This window comes from Novosphingobium clariflavum, from assembly GCF_026420865.1.
GTDB classification, from domain to species: domain Bacteria; phylum Pseudomonadota; class Alphaproteobacteria; order Sphingomonadales; family Sphingomonadaceae; genus Novosphingobium; species Novosphingobium clariflavum.
Map to the genome: position 1 here is coordinate 1 of NZ_JAPCWC010000034.1, position 18407 is coordinate 18407.

General features: G+C 62.7%; 14 protein-coding genes. 4 read left to right on the forward strand and 10 right to left on the reverse strand.

Annotation, left to right across the window (positions count from 1 at the left end; all coding sequences use genetic code 11):
- Positions 1-307 precede the first annotated feature (307 nt).
- The 10 genes from OKA11_RS21930 to OKA11_RS21975 form a co-directional block, all read right to left on the reverse strand.
- Positions 308-1714 carry an efflux transporter outer membrane subunit gene (locus tag OKA11_RS21930; protein ID WP_048939165.1) on the reverse strand — a complete coding sequence of 469 codons (1407 nt, stop codon included), beginning with the start codon at positions 1712-1714 and terminating at the stop codon, positions 308-310.
- A gap of 33 nt (positions 1715-1747) precedes the next feature.
- Positions 1748-2875, reverse strand: a complete 1128-nt coding sequence (locus OKA11_RS21935; RefSeq protein ID WP_017503204.1) for an ABC transporter permease — start codon at positions 2873-2875, stop codon at positions 1748-1750.
- Positions 2872-5661 carry a ribosome-associated ATPase/putative transporter RbbA gene (rbbA, locus tag OKA11_RS21940; protein WP_267224305.1) on the reverse strand — a complete coding sequence of 930 codons (2790 nt, stop codon included), beginning with the start codon at positions 5659-5661 and terminating at the stop codon, positions 2872-2874. Before rbbA ends, OKA11_RS21935 begins: the two co-directional genes overlap by 4 nt.
- Positions 5658-6635, reverse strand: coding sequence for an HlyD family secretion protein (locus OKA11_RS21945; protein WP_017503206.1), 978 nt, complete (start codon positions 6633-6635; stop codon positions 5658-5660). Before OKA11_RS21945 ends, rbbA begins: the two co-directional genes overlap by 4 nt.
- Before the next feature lie 19 nt (positions 6636-6654).
- Positions 6655-7890, reverse strand: coding sequence for a phospholipase A (locus OKA11_RS21950; RefSeq protein WP_036526765.1), 1236 nt, complete (start codon positions 7888-7890; stop codon positions 6655-6657).
- On the reverse strand, positions 7887-8660 hold the full coding sequence (gene fabI, locus OKA11_RS21955; protein ID WP_017503207.1) for an enoyl-ACP reductase FabI: 774 nt from the start codon (positions 8658-8660) through the stop codon (positions 7887-7889). Before fabI ends, OKA11_RS21950 begins: the two co-directional genes overlap by 4 nt.
- Entirely contained in the window at positions 8657-9850 is a 1194-nt protein-coding gene (locus OKA11_RS21960) for an acetate/propionate family kinase (RefSeq protein WP_004207060.1), read from the reverse strand. The genes fabI and OKA11_RS21960 overlap by 4 nt, the downstream gene beginning before the upstream one ends.
- Positions 9847-11271, reverse strand: coding sequence for a bifunctional enoyl-CoA hydratase/phosphate acetyltransferase (locus tag OKA11_RS21965; protein ID WP_267224314.1), 1425 nt, complete (start codon positions 11269-11271; stop codon positions 9847-9849). Before OKA11_RS21965 ends, OKA11_RS21960 begins: the two co-directional genes overlap by 4 nt.
- A 3-nt stretch (positions 11272-11274) precedes the next feature.
- Positions 11275-13017, reverse strand: a complete 1743-nt coding sequence (locus OKA11_RS21970) for a PHA/PHB synthase family protein (RefSeq protein ID WP_267224316.1) — start codon at positions 13015-13017, stop codon at positions 11275-11277.
- Positions 13018-13146: 129 nt separating this feature from the next.
- On the reverse strand, positions 13147-13821 hold the full coding sequence (locus tag OKA11_RS21975) for a TetR/AcrR family transcriptional regulator (protein ID WP_017503672.1): 675 nt from the start codon (positions 13819-13821) through the stop codon (positions 13147-13149).
- Positions 13822-14352: 531 nt separating this feature from the next.
- Between OKA11_RS21975 and OKA11_RS21980 the strand changes: the two genes are divergently transcribed.
- The 4 genes from OKA11_RS21980 to OKA11_RS21995 all read left to right on the forward strand — a co-directional run bounded on the left by OKA11_RS21980 (position 14353) and on the right by OKA11_RS21995 (position 18220).
- Positions 14353-14919 carry a TetR/AcrR family transcriptional regulator gene (locus tag OKA11_RS21980; RefSeq protein WP_004207065.1) on the forward strand — a complete coding sequence of 189 codons (567 nt, stop codon included), beginning with the start codon at positions 14353-14355 and terminating at the stop codon, positions 14917-14919.
- A 49-nt stretch (positions 14920-14968) separates the two neighbouring features.
- Complete coding sequence (locus tag OKA11_RS21985) at positions 14969-15937, forward strand: quinone oxidoreductase family protein (protein WP_004207066.1); 969 nt, start codon at positions 14969-14971, stop codon at positions 15935-15937.
- A complete protein-coding gene (locus OKA11_RS21990) occupies positions 15934-16656 on the forward strand; it encodes an SDR family oxidoreductase (protein WP_232016162.1) in 723 nt (240 codons plus the stop codon). The genes OKA11_RS21985 and OKA11_RS21990 overlap by 4 nt, the downstream gene beginning before the upstream one ends.
- A 151-nt stretch (positions 16657-16807) precedes the next feature.
- The gene (locus OKA11_RS21995; RefSeq protein ID WP_036526763.1) at positions 16808-18220 is read left to right on the forward strand and encodes a diguanylate cyclase; all 1413 of its coding nucleotides are present in this window, start codon (positions 16808-16810) and stop codon (positions 18218-18220) included.
- The last annotated feature ends 187 nt before the right edge of the window (positions 18221-18407 follow it).

Sequence of the window (18407 nt, forward strand, 5' to 3'; positions counted from 1 at the left end):
GCCGCACGTTCGAGAAACTCCTTCATGGCTCACCTATTCTGTTCGGCGCATGCGCGCTCTCATAGCTCTAAAGCAGGAATAGCACAGTTGACCTTTAGATTTTATTCCACTGTGCCTGGCACCTAATTGATGACTGGAAAATTGATACGAGGCCGCATTTTTCCCAGTCACATCATGAGGTTGATCCTGCAGCGTCACTCAGCGACCTGCATTTTGTCGTGATCGGTCAGCTGAGTTCGTCGATCTGCGTGGCCCTCAAAAGGCGGAAAAGCAGACCTCGACGCTGGCCGAGCGGCCCGGCGCAACCTTACCAGCCGCCCCCCAGTGCACGATAGAGCTGAACGGTTGCCGTTCCTTGTGCGATGCGGGTCTGTTCCATCTTGTCCTCGTCCGAGAGCGCATCCAATCGGGCCTGCAACACATCGCCCAACTGCGTGCGTCCGGCATCGTACAATATCGCCAGCTGGTCGGCGCGTCGGCGGGCCATGTCGGATGTACGGATAAGCCCGGCCAGGCGTTCGTCCAGCCCCGCCCGAAAACCATAAGCGGATTCAACTTCCTCGAGCGCCGACAGCATGGCCTGGTCATAATTGGCGAGAGCAGCCTCAAGTTCGGCATCGCCCGCCTTGACACTGGCCTGCAACCTTCCGGCATTGAAAAGCGGCATCGATGCGGAAAGGCCGACCAGACCTCCGGTTCCGCCATAGCCCGGCAGGGCGCCCAGTTCGATATGCCCGTTCTGCCCCAGAAAATGGATGGCGAAGCGCGGAAGCAGATCGGCCTTCAGGCTCTTGAGGCGCGCCGCACGCGCGTTCACCAGCCATGATCGCGCCGCGACATCAGGCCGGCGATCAAGAATGTCGGAAGGAAGTTGCCCGGTGGGCGCATCTGGCGTCTCAAAAGTGGCGGAGGCGACCATATCCGGCGCCTGTTCGGGGACGTCGCCCGCCAGCACGGCCAGTCGCCGCTTGCGCGCATCGACGAGGGATGTGAGGGCCGGGCGGGAGGCGCGCAGCGCCTCCAGTCCATTGCGGGCGCGGGTGACATCGGCCGCTGTCGCGGCGCCCGTCCGCTGCCGGGCGGCCGCATAATCGACAAGGCGACTGGCCGTAGCCTCGCTGCGATCGAGGACATCGAGGCGCCGCCTCAGCCCCTGCAGCTGCTGATAATTTTCGACGACATCGGCGGCGACCATGAGCCTGACGCCATCGGCCGTTCGTGCGGTGCTTTCGGAAAGCGCGCGCGCCATTTCGGCGTCGGCATGGCGTCCACCGAACAGGTCAGCCTCCCAGGTGGCTCCAAGACCCACCAGATATCCACTGCCGCTGTTTCCGGACAGCGACGGCAGCATGGCCTGCCACTTGTCATCGATCCCGGCATCGCTCTGACTGGCCCACGCTGTGCCATTTGCGGCAACGGTAGGATAAAGCGCCGATTCCGCGACAGTGACTAGCGCACGCGCGGCGGCGACATGGGCCTTTGCAGCGCGGATATCGGCGTTTGCTTCGAGCGATTTCTCGACCAGCGCATCAAGAGCGGGATCGCCCCACGCCGTCCACCAGCGGTCTGTCCCGGTTATTGCCGCGTCGTTCGCCGCCGCCGCATCCAGGCGATTGGGCGGAGTGATGCGTGGCGCGTGCGCGGGCGTGTTCGGGACGCTGGCGCAAGCGGTGAGCAGCAGCGCGAGCGATGGAGGAAGCAATTGGCTATGCATTCTGATTTTCCTGGGTGATGTCATCCATGACCTTTAGCCCTGCCTTGAGAGCATCGAACGGAAGCGGCTGACGGCCATCGCCACGAAGAACACGCCCGAGCCGCAGATGATCGCGAGTTCCGGCAGGATCGTTCGCACGCCCGCGCCGCGATAGAGGATCGCCTGGGAGAGGCTGACGAACTGGGTGGTCGGCAGACATAGCGCAATCGTCCGGATCGCCGAGGGCATGCTCTCGAGCGGCGTTGCCGCTCCCGAGAGCAGATAAGCGATGGCGTAGACGGGCACTGCGAAGAGCCCGAACTGCGGCATGGATGGCGCGAGCGTTGCCATCCACATGCCGAGCGAGGTGACCGAGAAGAGGTAGAGAAACATCGCGGCAGTGAAGAGCAGGAGAGATCCGGTCAGCGGCACGCCCAGAACGCCATGAACGACGAACCAGAGGGACGCGATCGAGGCCAGCAGGATGACGAGGCCGTTGGCAAGGATCTTGGCGAAGGCGATCTCGCTGGCGCGCACGGGCATCACCAGCAGATGCTCGATCGTGCCATGCTCACGCTCACGGATCACCGCCGCGCCGACGAGGATGATCGAGAGCACCGTCACGTTGGTGACGATCTGCATGACCGAGGTATACCAGGCCGACTGGGCGTTGGGATTGAAATGCATCCGGCTTTCGACCTGGACCGGCAGCGCCTCCAGGAGGCCCCGGGCATGGAGGAAGTCGAGCGTTTCCTGCGCGAATATCTGCTGGAAATAGGCAGCGCCCAGACCTGCCTGCGTCATGGCGGTCGCGTCGACGAGAATCTGGACGGAAGGCGACCGGCCCGCGAGCGTATCGGCTTCGAAGCGGGGCGGGATTTCGATGACGAAGATATATTTTCCGCTGTTCATCGCAGGGCCGATCGCGGATCGCTCGATGTCCTCGGGTGGTTTGAAATAGGGCTGCTGGATGGCATCGCGCAGCCGGCGCGACAGTTCGGAATGATCCTCGTCCATGATCGCGACCGAAGCGTTCATGACCTCTGCGCGTACCCCGTTCGCAACAAGCTGGATCGCCACGGTGAAAGCGAAGAGGATAAGCGCCATCAGCGTCACATCCTTCATGACACTGCGCAGTTCCTTGCCGCTCAGAAGCGCAACGTTGAGAATCCAGCGCGTCATTTCTCCTGCTTTCCCAGCATCAGGCGTGCGCCGCCCACGAAGAGGAATGCGAGCGCCATCAGGGCCAGATAGGCCTGGCCGAAACTGGCCATGCCCAGACCCTTGGTGAATGTGCCGAGACTGACGATCTGGAACCAGGAGGAGGGGAAGGTCAGCCCGATGATATGGCTCGGGCCTGTCAGGGTGGAAACGGGGTAAAGGAGCCCGGAGAAGTTCACCGACGGAATAAGACAGATGAGGGATGTCGCGAAGATGGCGGCGACCTGCGAGCGCACAAAGGCCGAGATCATCAGCCCCAGCCCGGTGACAGACAGAATGAAGAGGAACCCGCCGATCAGAAGGGCCGGCAAGGACCCCTTGAGCGGTACTCCCAAAATGAAGACAGTCACCAGGATCAGCGTCACGAAACTGGTCATCGCAAGAAGGGCATAGGGCATCTGCTTGCCGACCAGGAATGCGCCCAGGCTCGCCGGCGAAGCGTAGAGATTGGTGATCGAGCCGATTTCCTTTTCGCGCACGACCCCAAGGGCCGTCAGCATCGCGGGAATGAGGATCATGCAGAGCATCAGGACGCCCGGCGCCATGGCGTAGATGCTGCGAAACTCCTGATTGTAGATGAAGCGCGGTTCGATTGTGGACGAGAGATCAGGCACAGCGAAGGGCTGCGCGGACCGCAACTGGTCCATTGCGTAGCGAAGGAGAACAGCCTCGGCATAAGCGCGGGCGTTCGACGCGGGGAAAGGACTCGCGCCGTCGATCCGCACGTCGACCGCGGGCCGCCGCCCTGCGGTCAGATCGCGTCCGAAGCCGGGGGGTATGTCCAGCACCATCTTGGTCGATGCCTCGCGCAGCGCCTGATCGGCGGCCGCGTCGCTCGCAAGTTCGGGCTCAACCCGGAAATAGCGTGACCCTTCAAAATAAAGTTGCAGGTCACGGCTGGCGGCACTGCGGTCATGATCGAGAACGGCAAGGCGGATATTCTGGACGTCGAAGGAAATGCTGTAGGCTGCAATGCACAGCAGGATGATCGGGCCGATCAGCGCGAAGGCGAGCCGGATGCGATCGCGCATGAGTTCGGTCGCTTCGCGCCGGGCAAAGGCCCAGGCGAAGCCCGGCCAGCTGCCGGCAGCGGTTGGTAATCGCGGCCGGCCGGGAGCCGTCGATCGCGCACCGGCGGCAGGAGTGGACGAAGCGACCGAAGCATCGACCGGCAGATGGGCGGAAGCAGTCGGCGCTTCGTCATTATCCTTCTCGAGGACAGCGATAAAAGCATCCTCGAGCCGCTGCGCATCATATCGCTGTGTGAGTTCCGTCGGCGCGCCGACCGCCAGAACCCGCCCGCGATGCATCAGCGATATGCGGTCGCACCGTTCCGCCTCGTTCATGAAGTGGGTGGAGACGAAGATCGTTACCCCTTCATCGCGCGAGAGGCGGATCAGATGGCGCCAGAACATGTCGCGCGCCGCCGGATCGACGCCGGACGTGGGCTCGTCCAGGATCAGGATCTCGGGTCGATGGAGGCAGGCGGCGGCGAGTTGCAGGCGTTGCCGTATGCCGAGCGGCAGAGCGGCGGGAACGGCATCGGCATGGGCTTCGAGCTCGAACTGGGCAAGCGCGGCCGAAACCAGTTCGCCTGCCTGCTTGCGTGGCACGCGATAGAGCCGCGCATGAAGGACCAGGTTCTGGCGAACCGAAAGCTCTTCATAGAGCGAGAAGGCCTGCGACATATAGCCCACGCGCATGCGCGTCTCCATGTCTCCGGGGGCGATCGGCCGCCCGAAAAGGCTGGCCGTTCCGTCCGTCGCATCGAGCAGGCCGGTCAGCATCTTCATGGTCGTGGTCTTGCCGCAGCCGTTCGAGCCCAGAAAACCGAATATCTCGCCGCGTCCGATGCGAAAGCTCACATGATCGACCGCTACGAAATCACCAAAGCGCCGCGTCAGATCATGCGCCTCGATTGCCGGCGCTTCGCCCTTGTCCTGCCAGGCCGGCACGACCAGCGCGTCGCCCGATGGCCGCTTGTCTTGCGGAAGCAGGCGAACATAGGCGGCTTCGAGCGTATCCGCGCCCGCGTCACGCATGATCTCGCGCGTATCCCCTTGCGCGATCACCTTGCCATCGTCCATCGCCACGAGGTGGCCAAAGCGCTCTGCCTCTTCCATGTAAGCCGTGGAGACCAGCACGGTCATGTCCGGCCGCTCCGCGCACATCGCATCCACCAGTTTCCAGAACTGCCGTCGTGAAAGAGGGTCTACCCCCGTGGTGGGTTCGTCGAGGATGAGCAGATCCGGATCGTGCACCAGCGAGCAACACAGGCCCAGCTTCTGCTTCATGCCGCCCGAAAGTTTGCCGGCGGGCCGGTCCGGAAAGGGTGCAAGCCCCGTCGCGTCCAGCAAGCGCCGCATATGCGCTTCCCGCTCGACTGCAGACAGTCCGAAGAGGCGACCAAAGAAGTCGATATTCTCGCGGACGGAAAGCGTCGGGTAGAGATTGCGACCAAGCCCCTGGGGCATATAGGCGACGCGGGAAAGGAACTCCTCCCGCTTGCGACGCTCGGTGAGATCGAAGCCGAGAACCGAAAGACGTCCCGTTTGCAGCTTTTTCACGCCGGATATGAGGCCGAGCAGCGTCGACTTGCCTACGCCATCGGGCCCGACCAGCGCGGTGGTCTTCCCCTTGGGCAGGGAGAGCGAAACCTCGTTCAGGGCGATGATACCGCCATATCGATGCGAAAGGCTTTCGATCCGTATCGCCTCTTCGGGGAGGATCTGAGCGGGCGGGATCATTTGTCGATCTTGGTGAGGTCGGGCCAGGGCTGGCGCGTATCGGTGCGCACGAACCCGTCCGCCGTCATGCCGGCTTTCAGCCTTCCGTCCAGGCCACGGGCGAGATCAGGCGCGATCTGCAGCTTCACCCGGTAGGACAGGTTCTCGCGTTCGCTGGCCGTCTCGACGAATTTTGGCGTGAACTGCGCATCGGGCGCCACGAAGCTGACGCGCGCGGGAATGGCGTCGCCAAAACCCTGCGGAAGAATGCGTGCCTCGTCGCCGATCCTGATCTTGCCGGCGACCGAAGCGGGCAGGAAGATGGTGAGCCAGGCATCCTCGGCATTGACCAGCGACACGATCTTGCCGCCCGGTGGCAACATGGTTCCAGGCTCGACGATCCGATATTCGACGCGCCCGGGCGTCGGTGCGATGATCCGCAGGTCGGCAAGGCCGGCTCTGGTTTGCGCGATCAGGGCGTCGGCCTGGGCAATGGCCGAGCGTGCCTCGCCGACACCGCCGCCCGCCGCCTGGGCGCCACCTTGCGCAGCAACCAAGGCCAGGCGACGCTGCTCCAGCTCGACGTTCGAGACCATGTCACGCTCCCGCAGCTTGCCGGTCTCGACCCAGTCGATGCGGGCGAGCTGAGCCTGACTGTCCCGCGCGGCGAGCTCCCCTTGCGCGCGCATGAGGGCGGATACTGCCTGTTCGCGCTTGGCAAGCGCTCCGGCGAGTTGGGTTTTGAGGTCTACATCATCCTGCCGGGCGATGACCTGACCCGCCCCGACGAGATCACCTTCATGGACGTCAAGCGACATCAGGCGGCCAGGATATTTGGCGGCAATATCGGTGCGCGTCATCTCGAGACGGCCGTTGCCGCGCACGATGGTATCGGGGAGCTTGTCGGTGCGTCCAAACATCCACCACAGCCCGAAAGCCAGGGCGATGAGGACGACGGCCAGAATGGGAATGACGATAGGGCCCCGCAGCTTCACGCTATACCTCCTTGAGCGTTCATCGCACGAGCGCCACGCCGATCCGCAGGCGCGTCACGTGCTTGTTATAGTCGAGCAGATTTTCGCCATAGCCGGTGAAGCCCTGGCCGAAGAGATAGAAGTCCGGGCCTCCGCCCAGGATACGCCGGAACGGGTAGGAGAGCTCGGCGGTCAGAGCTCCCTTGCCGCTACCCAGGTTGAGACGGGTAGAAGCCGAGACGCGCAGCCCATCATCCTCGCTGGCCTCAATGAAAAGCCCGCTATTGCCGCGATATCGGCGAATGTCAGGATTGTCCGAAAGGTTTCCGAGATAGAGCCACAGCCGCGGCGCGATCGTCAGCCTTCGGTCCTCGCCGAGCGAGAAGCCGGCCATCGGGGCCAGATAGAGCATGTTGAGGCTGCGCGAGGCTGCGCCATCGCGTCCATTGGACTCATGGCGAAGGCCGATCTGGCCGCTGATCGTGGCCTTATCTGACACGGGCAGGGCAGGCGAGAGATAGAAGAGCTCGGGTTGATAATCGATATTGCGGAAGGGCGAGGATTTCGCCGCCACGTCCCAGAACATGCGCTGGGTATAGGCGAAATAGAGGCCGTCGATCAGCGAGGGAGAGCGGTCCATCCGCGCTCGACTTCCGAACAGCTGATATTTGAAACTGATCTGGATGCGTGCGTCGGTGTTGGTGCCGGGGCCATAGACCGCATAGATCGGTTCGTAGACCGAGAGATTGGGGATGAAAGCATTGCCCCGGGTTCGGTCTGTCGGCGATGGTGTGACGGAGTCTGGCGATATCTGCGGAGAGGTCGGAGGCGTGAGCGAGGGCGCGGCAGTCAGGGCGACCGGGGCAGAGCGGTCGGCCTCAGGATCGACGCCGATCGTCAGGAGGATTTGCTGCGTTGACCAGGAGGGAATGGACAAGGCCGCGCCGTCCATGACGTCCTGAAAGTCGATCCGGTAGCGCGCCGCCGCAAAGCCATTGGCCCGGATCGTCAGAACCGCAGCCTGTTTTTCGCCTCGTTGCAGCCAGACCTTTCGATACGTGCCGTTGCTGACCAGATCGGCCGCAACCTCGTCGGGAAGGCGAACCTCCTGCGCGGCCGCCCCGGCATTGAGAACGCGCACATCGACAAGGATATGTCCGCTCTGATCGCGGTTGCCTGCGCGCTGGACGACATACTCCAGAGCAGCTTGCGCGTGCGCCTGCGACGCCAGTACGGCGCTGGCTGCGAGGGCAAGAGGGGCAGCCCGAACGATCACGCGAAAAGATGCTGCCCGTTATCGACCGGAATGATCGTGCCGGTGATCCGCTTCGCGGCATCGCTGACGAGGAAGGCGGCCAGCGCGCCGACGTCGCTTACGTCAACCAATTTTCCTGCGGGAACCTGCGCGGCAGCCCGATCGAGCAACTCGTCGAACCGGTCGATTCCGCTTGCGGCGCGGGTGGCAATCGGCCCTGGTGAAATAGCGTGTGCCCGAATGGCTTTGGCGCCCAGTTCCGCGGCGACATAGCGCGTTGCGCTTTCCAGGGCCGCCTTGACGGGACCCATCAGGTTATAGTGTTCGACCACCCGCTCCGAACCATAGAAGGTCACGCAAAGCAGGCATCCGCCCGTTGCCATCAGCGGTTCGGCGAGCTTCGCCATGCGAAGGAAACTGTGGCAGGACACGTCCATCGCCGTCGAGAAGCCTTGCGCACTGCTGTCGACCACCCGACCGTGGAGATCCTCCTTCGGCGCGAAGGCGATCGAGTGCAGCAGGAAATCGAGGCCACCCCAGCGTTCTTGCACCTGGCCGAAAAGCGCCTCGAGTTCGCCGGGGATGCGTACATCGCACGGCGCAGTCCATTCGACGCCGAGCTGGTCGACGACAGGCTGGACCCAGTCCTTTGCCTTTTCGTTGAGATAGGTGGCGGCAAGCCGGGCGCCGCACCGGGCAAATGCCTCCGCGCATCCTGTCGCGATGCTATGTTCGTATGCGATCCCGATGACGAGGCCGCGCTTGCCGGTCAGATCTACAAGCGGTGTCATTGGGCGGTCTCCTGCAGCAGGCTGAGCGTGTGAATTGCGATCATGCGTTCCTCGTCGGTGGGGATGACGAGGGCCTTGATCCGGCTCTCGGGGGCGCTGATCAGCGTCTCACCTGCAGCATTGGCGCGATCATCGATCTCAAGGCCCAGCCATTGGAGCCGGCGACCAATAAGACTGCGCATGCCCGCGTCATTTTCGCCGATGCCAGCAGTAAAGATGATCCCGTCCACACCCTCCAGCGAAGCGGCAAGGGCGCCGGTGTCACGGGCTACCCGCCAGGCGAAGAGATCAATCGCTTCTTTCGCTTCGGGTGCGTCGCTCGCGGCAAGCGTGCGCATGTCGCTGGAAATGCCCGACACGCCCAGAAGGCCCGATTGCCTGTAAAGCATATCCTCTATCGTCTTGGCGCCCATGCCCATCTGCGTCATGAGATGCAACACGACACCGGGGTCGAGACTGCCCGAGCGGGAGCCCATCATCAAACCGTCGAGCGCGGTGAACCCCATGGTCGTGTCGACGCTTTGCCCCGCCGCCATGGCGCAAAGGCTCGCGCCATTGCCCAGATGTGCGGCGATGACCTTGCCCGAGGCCAGCGCCGGGTCGATCGCGGCGAGGCGCCGGGCGATATATTCATAGGAAAGGCCGTGAAAACCGTAGCGACGGATGCCCTGGTCGTGAAGCGCACGGGGGATTGCGAAACGAGAGGCAAGGGCTGGCTTGTCATGATGGAAAGCGGTGTCGAAGCAGGCGACCTGAGGCAGGTCGGGATCAAGCTTGGTGATCGCCCGGACGGCAGCCAGGTTATGGGGCTGATGCAGGGGCGCCAGCGGACAAAGTGCTTCCAGCTTGTCGATCAATTCAGAATCGATGCGCCGCGGGACGGAAAATTCTGTGCCGCCATGGACGATGCGGTGTCCGATGGCGGCGATCTCATAGCCTTCAAGTGGATGCTGCATCGCCCAGGAAAAAAGATCGGCCAGCAAGTCGGCGTGGGTAAGGCCTGCGCCATCCGGCCAGGTGCGATCGAGCAGGATCGTACCGTCCGTCCTTCGGGCCTTCAGCGCTGGCACTATCCCGATTTTCTCGATCTTTCCGCCGGCCGCGAGTTGGAGGCTGCCTCCCGGCTCCATGGCGAAGAGAGAGAATTTGATGCTCGACGAGCCGGAATTGAGGCTGACGACCGCCTTCATGCACTCTTGCCCCCGGGCAATCCAGGGGCTGCCGGCGTCACGGCGCGCGCCATCAGCACCGCCACTGCGCAGGACGCGAGACGCGTGCGCAGGCTGTCGGCACGGCTCGTCAGGATGATCGGCACGCGCGCGCCAAGCACGATACCGGCCGCGTCGGCGCCGCCCAGGAATGTGAGCTGCTTGGCCAGCATGTTCCCGGCTTCGAGGTTGGGCACGACCAGAATTTCCGCATGGCCCGCAACTTCGGAAACGATACCCTTTTCCCTGGCCGCGGCCTCGCTGACCGCATTGTCGAAGGCGAGGGGTCCATCGAGAATGCCGCCGCTGATCTGCCCGCGATCCGCCATCTTGCAGAGCGCCGCCGCATCCAGCGTCGAAGGCATTGCCGGGTTGACGGTTTCGACCGCAGCGAGGATCGCGACTTTGGGCGCCTCCATGCCGATCACATGCGCGAGATCGATGGCGTTGCGGATGATGTCGGCCTTTTCCTCGAGGGAGGGGGCGATGTTGATAGCGGCATCGGTAATGATGAGCGGTGTCGGCCGGCCAGGCACGTCCATGACATAGGCATGGCTGATCCGTCGTTCGGTGCGAAGGCCTGTAGCGGAAGAGACTACCGCGCCCATCAGTTCATCCGTGTGCAGTGATCCCTTCATGACGAGCTGCGCTTCGCGCGTGCGCACCAGTTCCACCGCCTTGGCCGCTGCGGCATGACTGTGCGCCACCGGCACGATCCGGAAACCGTCGATCGCGCGCGAGGCCGCAGTGGCTGCGGCCTTGATCTTCGCATCGGGCCCGATGAGGATCGGGGCGATCAATCCGGCTTGCGCCGCATCGAGCGCCGCAGTGATGGCGGCTTCGCTGCAAGGATGCACGATCGCCGTCGGGACCGGATCGCTACCACCGGCAAGCTCCATCAGCCGGCGATATTTGTCATGATCGTTGAGGCGAACGTCCGGCAGCTCCGCGCGCGGGCGCAGCACCTTTTCGCCGGGCGCGATCACCTGGGCCTGGCCAGTGATGACATCCTCGCCATGCTGGTTGGCGCAGCGGCAGTCGAGGATCAGGATTTTCTTCTCCGCACGCTTCTCGACGACGGTGACCGAGGCGGTGATCGTGTCGCCCGGTGCGACGGGGCGGCGGAAGCGCAACGACTGGTCCAGATAGATGGTGCCAGGACCGGGTAGTTGCGTTCCGAGGACGGCGGAGATGAGGCCGCCGCCCCACATGCCGTGGGCAATGACGTGGCGGAACATGTCGGTCGCGGCATATTGCGCGTCGAGGTGAGCCGGATTGACGTCGCCAGACACCAGGGCGAAAAGCTGAATGTCTTCCGGCTCGAGCGTTCGTGTGACCGATGCGGTGTCGCCAACTTCGATTTCATCGAAGGTGCGGTTTTCGATCATCGCTGGACCGGCCATCGCTCAACGCTCCTTCACATAGTGGCCAGGTGCCGGATAGAGCGCGGGATATCCCTTGTCGGGCGATCCCATCGGGGGAGGCGGGACGGGCTCGCTCGAATGGTCGACCAGCCATTCGCTCCAGGCGGTCCACCAGCTTCCCTCATGCGGCTCGGCGCGCGTAAGCCATTCCTCCGCGTCGAGCACGGGGCCGTCTTCCACACGATCGAGCACGCTGTAGCGACGCCCCCTGTGGCCCGGCTCCGATACAATGCCGGCATTGTGACCGCCGCTTGTCAGCACGAAGCGGATGGAGGCCGGGGAGAGCATGTGGATCTTGTGGACCGACTTCCACGGCGCGACATGGTCGCGTTCGGTTCCTACGATGAACATCGGTTTGCGCAGCGCCGACAGGGAAATAGCCCGGCCGTCGACCTTGTATTTGCCTTCGGCCAGATCATCATCGAGAAACAGACGGCGCAGATACTGGCTGTGCATGGCATAAGGCATGCGCGTGCCGTCGGCGTTCCACGCCATGAGATCGTTCATGGGCGCACGCTCGCCCATCAGATATTCGGTGAGGATCCGCGACCAGACGAGATCGTTCGAACGCAGAATCTCGAACGCACCGCCCATCTGGCTGCTGTCGAGATAGCCCCGGCTCCACATCATGTTCTCGAGCAGATTGAGCTGGGACTCATCGATGAAAAGGCCAAGTTCTCCGGGTTCGCTGAACTCGGTCTGGGCCGCGAGCAGGGTGACGCTCGCCAGCCTGTCGTCGCCATCGCGCGCCATTGCGGCTGCGGCGATGGACAGCAATGTGCCCCCGAGACAATAACCCAGCGCGTGGATATGCGCGTCGCCGCAGATCGCGTGGATGGCATCGATCGCTGCCATCGCGCCCAGCCGTCGATAGGCGTCCATGTCGAGGTTGCGGTCGGCGCTGCCCGGATTGTGCCAGGAGATGGCGAAGACCGTGTAACCCTGGCCCACCAGCCAGCGGACCAGCGAATTGTCCGGCGAAAGATCGAGAATATAATATTTCATGATCCAGGCGGGCACGATCAGCACCGGCTCCGGATGGACCATCCCGCTCGTCGGTTCATACTGGATCAGTTCGATCAGTTCGTTGCGATAGACGACCTTTCCTGGCGTCGCGGCAACAGTCTCGCCAACCGGGAACGCCTCAACTCCCGCCGGTGATTCCCCTCGTGCAAGGCGGCTCATGTCCTCGAAAAGATGCTCGATGCCGTCGATGAGGCAGCGCCCGCCTGTTTCGACGATCCGCTTCTGGAGCACGGGATTCGCCGCGATAATGTTCGTCGGCGCGACGATGTCGAGGATTTGGCGGGCCGCGAACGCAACCATGTCTTCATGATGACGGTCCACGCCCTTTATGCCCGTCGTGGCGGCGTGCCACCATTGCTGGGTCAGCAGAAATGCCTGCACGAGAAGATCATAGGGCTGTTCCCGCCAGGCAGGGTCGTCGAAGCGGCGGTCCTGGGGCAGCGGCTCGATTGCGGGAAGGGTGTCGGGATCGCCGGCGCGCCGGGCTGCATAATCAGCCAGTCGCATATATTTGCGACCCAGCTTGGTAGCCAGTTGCAACTGCCTGCCCGGAGAGATGGCGAGATGGAGCGCCCAGTCCGACCATGCCTGAACAAGCGTTGCGGGAGACAGGCCATGCGTTGCCTGAGCCACCATGGCAGCCGCTGCGTGATCGAGCGTCTCGGCGAGGCCGTCGAGGGGGGTCGGTTTGGTGTTCATCGATCGACATGCTCAATCTCCTGCGGCGGCAGAGCGGCAATGCCTGCGAGCAGGCGAGTCCCTCTGCTGTGTTTCTTTGCGCAGGCGCTCGGCAGCCTGCAGAAAGGTTAAGTACCTCCCCTTTGAGGTTCACCGCGGCGGAGCGCATGGCTCGCCGTGGAGCAAAGTCTCGACGATGGTCTCTGCGATGAGAATTCGGGCGGCGTCCTCAGGGATCTCGGGAGCAAGCGATCGCAGGACAGTAGGAAAGCTGGCGGGTTGATTGGCAGCGGCGCTCAGCAACGCGAAAAAGAGCGCAGGGTGACTGGCCCTGATTATGCCCTGAGCGATTCCGGCCTCGTAAAGCGTCCGACAACTTTCATAGGCAGGATGGATCAGTTGTTCCGTAACCAATGTCGACCGCTCAGACCTATCCGCTGCGTGCCGAACGACAAAATCCCTCACATAGGGATGGTCCGAATAAAAATAGATTATGCGCGTAATCGCGTCGCAAAGTCGGTCATGAACCGAACGGCTATCGTCTGAGGCAATCTTGGAAATTTCCGCGATTATTCCGGTCGTGCTCTGTGTTATCGCTTCCAGGCAGGCTTTCCAGAGTTGAGCTTTGCTTCCGAAATGCACGCGGATGAGGTTTTGACTGACGCCAGCGGCCGATGCGATTCCTCTCAGATCTGCGCGCTCGAACCCGTCATGCGAAAATGCGCAGATGGCAGCCGCCAGCAATTCCTGTCTGCCACCAACCATATCCTTCTGCCTGCGGCCTCGGGGCGACGGGAGAGGATGAATGGCGACCTCTGTCGGCATGTAGACTCCATGATATGTTCAATTGAACATATATTATGGGTTGCACTTGCACAATGCCTGTTCGGCCGAAAAATCGAACGATCAGCAGAGGATGGGCGAAGCGCCTCTGAAAATACGGCAGTCCCGCTGGTGAGTGATCGCGACGCCTGGCGTCGATCAGACACCTTTAACACGCAGTGCTCGCTCCCATCACAACCGGGCCGTCGGGGCGACGAGTTCATAACCGAACTGCAGCGCCTCGCGGCTCCGCATTGAGCGCGATCTCAAGAATATGGAACAGAGTGGAGAGGCTGCGGAAGCTGAAGCCCGCACGCCCCGAGCTTCGCCTCGCTCGAAGAGGTAACGCAGCGGCCGAGGTCATCGGGCTATCCGTTCATCCTCGCGGCGACCGGGCGAACCCAAGCCCAGCGAAACTAGCCGACTCTCGTCCGTCTCGGGAGGCGCCACGGTCGCTGCTTCCCGCTGAGGGTGTCGCACGGAAACCGAGTATCCATACTTGAACGATCGTTCCCGAATCGCTATACATGACCTATGGCAAGACCTCGGGAATTCGACACGGATGCTGCCCTGGACGGTGCGATCACCGTGTTCAGCGAGCATGGATATGAGGGCAGTTCGGCGCAGATGCTCGTGGACGCCATGGGCATTGGGCGGCAGAGCCTCTACGCGGCCTTCGGCGACAAGTGGCAGCTCTATTGCGCGGCGGTGCGGCGCTACGGCATGGGCGAATGCGCGGCGCATTTCGAGGCGCTTCGCAGCGGCGCGCGCGCCATTGACGGGATCGGGGCCATGCTGCGGCGCGTCGTGGAGACAGCAGCCACGCCCTGTCTCGGCGTCGGCTCGACCTGCGAGTTCGGCGCATCGCGGCCGGACCTTGTCGATATCCATGCAGCACTGGGCAGGACGTTGCACATGGCCATCGCCTCGCGCATGCGCGACGCGCAGCGTGAGGGCGATGTTGCAGCCAGCCTCGATCCCGAGGCTCTCGCGCAATTCCTGATCGCCAATATCGCCGGGATCCGCGTCGCCGGGCGTGGCGGCGCCGACCGATCAACCCTGGCTGCCCTGCAGGAGATGGTCATGCGCGCGCTGCGCTGACCCCTTTTTTGAACAATTATTGAACGATCATTCAAGATAGGAGAAAGACATGCGAGCAGTGGTGATGACCGCGACCGGTGGCCGCGAGGTGCTGGAGCAGATCGAGCGACCGGAGCCTGTCGCCGGGCCGGGCGAGGCGCTGGTCGAGATCGCGGTTGCCGGGGTCAACTTCATGGATATCGGCGTGCGTCAGGGGATTGCCTGGACTGACATGCCCAATCCCAAGATCCTGGGCGTCGAAGGCGTCGGTCGAGTTCTGGCAGTCGGCGAAGGCGTCGAGGCTGTTCAGCCCGGCCAGCGTGTCGCCTGGGTCTATGCGCCCGGCAGTTATGCTGAGCGGGTCGCGATCCCGGCAACGTCGCTGGTGCCGGTTCCCGATGCGGTCGACGATCGAACGGCGGCCTCGATCATGATGCAGGGGCTGACCGCCAGCCATTTCGCGACCGACTTCTATCCGGTCCTGCCCGGTGATATCGCCTTCGTTCACGCTGCGGCAGGAGGTCTTGGCCTGCTCCTGACCCAGATCATCAAGTTGCGCGGCGGCCAGGTGATCGGTCGGGTCTCATCTGAAGAAAAGGTCGCCACCGCCCGGGAGGCGGGCGCCGACCACGTCATTGTCGATACGGAAGGGCGATTTGCCGAAGAGGCCCTGCGCCTGACCGATGGAGAGGGCGTCCATGTCGTCTATGATGGATCGGGACCGACAACGTTTCAGGGTTCACTCGACGTCCTGCGCCGGTCGGGCACCTTCTGCTGGTATGGCCCGGTGCTGGGTGGGCCAGGGCCACTCGATATCATGAGCCTGCCCAGGAGCATCAAGATCGGCTACGCCGTCTTCTTCGACCATATCCATACCCCGGAACTGCTTCGCAAGCATGCCGCGCAGCTCTTCCAGTGGGTCGCGGACGGCAGGCTCAAGGTCCGGATCGGCGGCGAATATGCCCTTGCGGATGCGGCGAAGGCCCACGCGGATATGGAGAGCCGCAGGACCACCGGAAAGTTGGTGCTGATCCCGTGAGCGCTCGGGTCGCCATGGTGTTCGGGGGATCGCGTGGCATTGGCGCCGCCATCGCAAACCGGCTCGCCGGAGATGGTTTCGATCTGGCGCTGACCTATGTCTCGCAACCTGATCGCGCCGCTGAGGTTGTCCAAGCGATCAACGGCCTGGGACGCAGCGCCATCGCGATTCAGGCTGATAGCGCCGATGCCGATGCTATCACCGCATCAGTGGCGCATGCGGTCGATCGGTTGGGCATGCTCGACGTCGTGGTTGTCAATGCCGGCGTCCTTCGCCGCGCGACAATCGAGGCGTTCACGCTCGAGGATCTCGACCTGATGCTCGACGTCAACGTGCGCGGCGTCTTCCTCGCCATCCAGGCTTCGACCGCGCGGATGCGCGATGGCGGGCGCGTGATCACGATCGGCAGCAACACCGCTATTCGAACTGGCTCGCAGGGCAGCAGCGTCTACGCCATGACCAAGGCCGCCGTCGCGACCATGGTCAAGGGCGTCGCTCTCGACCTCGCGCCCCGGCGTATCACGGTCAACAACATCCAGCCGGGACCGATCGAAACCGATCTGACGGCTGCGATGGTTCCGCGCCTGCGCGACCTCATTCCACTTGGGCGGGTCGGCAAAGCGGAGGAGGTCGCGTCGCTCGTTTCCTATCTGATTAGCCCGGCGGCTGGTTACATGACGGGTGCCAGTCTGACGATCGATGGCGGGTATGTGCTCTAGCGATCGCCACGAAATACTGCAGTTCGGTCGATGACGACGAGAATTGCCGGGCGCCCTTCTCATGATTGACGTTCTGCGCATTCTCTCAATTCTATTGGACGTCGACTGGGTAAGGCATCGCCCTTAAAGGGGCGCGGAAGGGATCACATTGATGTTTACGGACGAAGAGCGGATCAAAGGGTCGGCGAAGCTGCCCGCCCATAGCCGGCACTCCCATGCGCCGCTCAAACTTCTCGCGGAGATGGCTGCCGAACATGGCCGTGAACTCGTCGCTTTGTTCTACGATACGCTGCTTCGTGACCAGGAGGCTGCCCAGTTCCTGAACCACGCTGTGGTGCAGGAGAGGCTCAGCTCTTCCCTCATTGAGTGGCTCACGCAGTTGTTTTCCGGACAGGACATTCGCGACTCCCCCGAAAAGCAGGCCCGCCAGAAGATCATTGGCGAAGTCCACGCTCGCATCAAGATTCCGGTCCATCTCGTAATGACAGGCGCGCTGGTGATCAAGACACGGCTCGCTGAATTGCTGCAGGGTCAGGCAGTCGATCCGTTGGTAGGCATTCGCGCGCTTCAACTTGCTGATGCGCGAATGGACACGGCCGTCATGCTCATCAGCCAGTCCTATGTAAAGGACACCACGGCAAGAGCGAGACTAGATGAAGCCTATCGGCTCTTCTCTCTGGATCAGGACGCTGCAGTCGACAAAGAGACGCAGCGCGCCAGCCTGATGGAGTGGAGCCAGAACACACTGTTCGCGCTTCTGCAAGCTGGCCCTGGTGGCGGGTTGCTCCGCTTGGGCGATTCCGCCTTCGGACTTTGGCTTCGGCATCGGGCACAGTTCATGTTTGAGCAATCGGCGCAGTTCAGCACTGTGGTCCGACTTGTCGAGCGCATCGATGAGATGCTCCTGCCAGAGCTGGATGCTCCCCGTAAGCGTCAGGATGGCTCATCCGCCTTGGCGGATTTGCGCGCCGCAGTTGACGAAATTTCCTTCCTGGTCGCTGATCTCTTCCAGACATTAAGCACCATGGAAGGAGGACGCGATCCGCTGACCCGTGCCCTTAACCGCCGTTTCCTGCCTGCCATACTTGGCCGCGAGGTCACATTCGCGAAGGAGAACGGGACAGCGCTCAGCGTCATGCTGGTCGATATCGACCACTTCAAGGCGATCAATGATCGGCACGGCCATCAGGTCGGTGATGAAGTCCTCCGGCAGGTGGCACAAGTGATCGTCGGGAATGTCCGGGCGACGGACTTCGTTTTCCGGTACGGGGGCGAGGAGTTCCTGATCGTCCTAGTCGAGACAGGCATCGAGGCTGCGGCCAACATAGCGGAGCGCATTCGGGCAGATATGGAGGGCCATATTTTCGAAACGGGAAGCTCGGGCGGCCTCAGTGTCACCGCGTCGATCGGCATTGCCCTGCATTCCGGCCATCCCGATCAGAAATTCCTGATCAAGGCCGCGGATGAGGCACTCTATCGGGCCAAGGCCGCAGGTCGCAACACGGTGGAACTCGCCCCGATTTATGGAGAAGGCGGGAAGGGGATTTGGCCGCTTGCCACATGACGTTCTTTACACCCAGATGTTTACGGGCATCAGGCTCCAAGTTTCCTGGATTTATCGGTGGCGGTATCGCTCGAGACCGCCACTTGCGTGGCTTGCATAACCAATCTCCCATGCTGCCCGAACATGGGAGGCACGGTAGGGATTGGCGTGACGCGGCAAGCCGGCCTGTGCGGCCTTCAGACCCCAT